Below are 2376 nucleotides of genomic sequence, written 5' to 3' on the forward strand. Positions count from 1 at the left end.
TCCAGCGAAAGCTGTCAAGTACGTTCTTTACTTGACTGGTTTCGCTGGATGCAGGACGCTTCATGAATGGATGCCGTTCTGAAACGGACTTAACTTTTTTGTGTCCAAGATATTGACGTAGATCCAGTATGACTATGAATAGTTGGAGTACCTTTCATAGTAATTACAAAAGTGAATATGATCTAAATGAAGACCAATTAAACTTTAATGAAATTAAGAAGAAGCTTTTAGATGCGAAAATAATAAAAATTAATGGACAAAGTTTACAATTTTATTATCCATATGTTTACTTCTATTTTACTGCTCAGTATTTAGCGAAAAAAATTCACAAAGAAGATGTACAACTTGAAATCAAGTTTTTATGTTACAACCTTCAATTGTCTGAAAACGCTGATATTATAATGTTTTTAACTCATCTTTCAAAAGATCCGTTAGTAAGTGAATTAGTTGTCAAAGCATCAGAAGAAATCTTTAATGATCTTGAACCTATAAAATTAGAAGGGGATATTTCAATAATTAACGATTTAATTAAAGAGATACCTCAGTTAGTTCTCGAAGATATTAATGTTAAAGAACATCGTAATTTAAGAAATGAAGAAAGAGATAAAATAGAAAGAGAATCCAAATATTCACAGAGAGAAATGGCAGCGTCTACATTGGAGGACGAAGAAGAGGAAATAGAAGTTGATATAAGTCTAAAAGAGGCAATCGAAGTAATTGACCAAGTAAACAAAGGATTTAAGATGATAGAAATAATAAGTCAGATATTAAAGAATTTTTATGGTTCTCTGACATCAAATGAAAAGGTAGAGCTTTGCGAAGTCCTATTTGAATTGGGTTTAAGAATCAATCACAGAATGGTACTGGAATTAAAGCAAGATCCAGAAGGATTAATACAATATATCACCACAATTATCGAGTCCAATGATATTGAAAGTAATAGAGAAAAAACAGAGAGAATGGTAAGGAATTTACTCTATTCAATGGCTGGATTTATTACCTTACATACTCTCACAAAAGTAGCAAATTCAGTAGGAACGCCGGATTTAGATAATACTTTTAATAAAATTAAGAAAATTCATCCCTACACTTCTATTAGATTAATTGATACATCAATAAAATTAGAACATTATGATCATTACCCATATGAAGAAATTACAAATCTTTATAAGGACGTTAGACAGAATAAAATAGCTGTAGATATCTTAAGACAAATGGTTAAAAAATATTTGTATATGTTTCAAACGAATTATCAAACTAGACAAAAAATATCCAAGTCTGTTGGTATAATACTTTCACCTCAATTTTTGGTAAAACTTAACGACAATAAGAAATAAGATACATTTCACTAATTTCATCTATTTAACTTTAACACTCACAATAATACAAACTGCTTCCAATAAGTGTGAGCAGTTTGTATTTTTTTAATCCTATCAAAACCTATGTAAAGCAAGTACATTTTGATGACAAAATTGTCCCCTTCCTTTATTAGTAGATAGTTCAGTTAAATCTTTTTGTGGTTAAGTACCTTTGTTGAAATTTTCAACAGTTATTGATCTATCTCTCAAGGCAAATACAAAAAAACTTTATTGTATTTGATACTTGTGAAGAAAGGTGTATTCAGTTTGTAAGAAAACCTAATAAAAAGACGTAAAAAAACTCTAATTTAAAATAGCTATTATAGAGGAGAGTTATTCAACTAACGGTTGTGGTATGTCAACACTAAATCAAACAACTTTTTTAAGGGAAGCGAATTTGTACTCTACCGGACTTAGGTAGCCTAGTGTGCTGTGCGTACGAATGTTATTGTACCAATTGACGTAATCGAACAGTTCAAGAGACAGCTGTTCAAGGGTAGGGTAGTGCGATCCGTTGATAAGTTCTATTTTTAATATCTTAAATGTCGCCTCTGCCACCGCATTATCATAAGGGTTACCCTTTTGGCTAAGTGATCGTTTAATCTTGTATTTACTTAACAGCTCATCAATTCCAACGTTCTTGAACTCAGATCCACGATCTGTATGAAAGACTTTTACATGACCAAGTGGATACTTAACTGATGCAAAGGCACTTTGAACTAGAGCTGCGTCTTTTTTCTCTCCGACGCTATACCCAATGATTTCTCGATTATATAAATCTATTAAAAAACAGATATAATTCCAACGATTGCCGACTTTCACATACGTTAAATCACTTACTAAAACGGACATCTCTTTATCTACTTGAAATTCTCTATTTAACACATTACGAACAGACTCCTCATTTGGTTGAGTAGACATTGGTTTATAAGAAGCTTGCGTGTATTTAGATACAATTCCAAGCTCTTTCATGAAACGACCAAGACGTCGTCTTGAAACAGTTTGATTAGCTTTTTCT

2 protein-coding genes are annotated in these 2376 nt (G+C 31.5%); one reads left to right on the forward strand and one right to left on the reverse strand.

Going from position 1 to position 2376, the window contains the following annotated elements; genetic code table 11:
- The first annotated feature begins 128 nt into the window (after nt 1-128).
- Entirely contained in the window at nt 129-1337 is a 1209-nt protein-coding gene (locus tag FG384_RS19370; protein ID WP_142644327.1) for an STAND family AAA ATPase, read from the forward strand.
- A gap of 390 nt (nt 1338-1727) precedes the next feature.
- Here the strand turns inward: FG384_RS19370 and FG384_RS19375 are convergent.
- A partial coding sequence (locus FG384_RS19375; RefSeq protein WP_142644328.1) for an IS3 family transposase occupies nt 1728-2376 on the reverse strand: 649 nt, incomplete at its 5' end.

Source organism: Psychrobacillus vulpis (assembly GCF_006861825.1).
In the GTDB taxonomy this organism is placed as follows: Bacteria; Bacillota; Bacilli; order Bacillales_A; family Planococcaceae; genus Psychrobacillus; species Psychrobacillus vulpis.

Excerpts from the sequence above, each read along its gene's own strand:
- FG384_RS19370 (WP_142644327.1), top strand. The coding sequence starts at position 129 with ATGACTATGAATAGTTGGAGTACCTTTCATAGTAATTACAAAAGTGAA.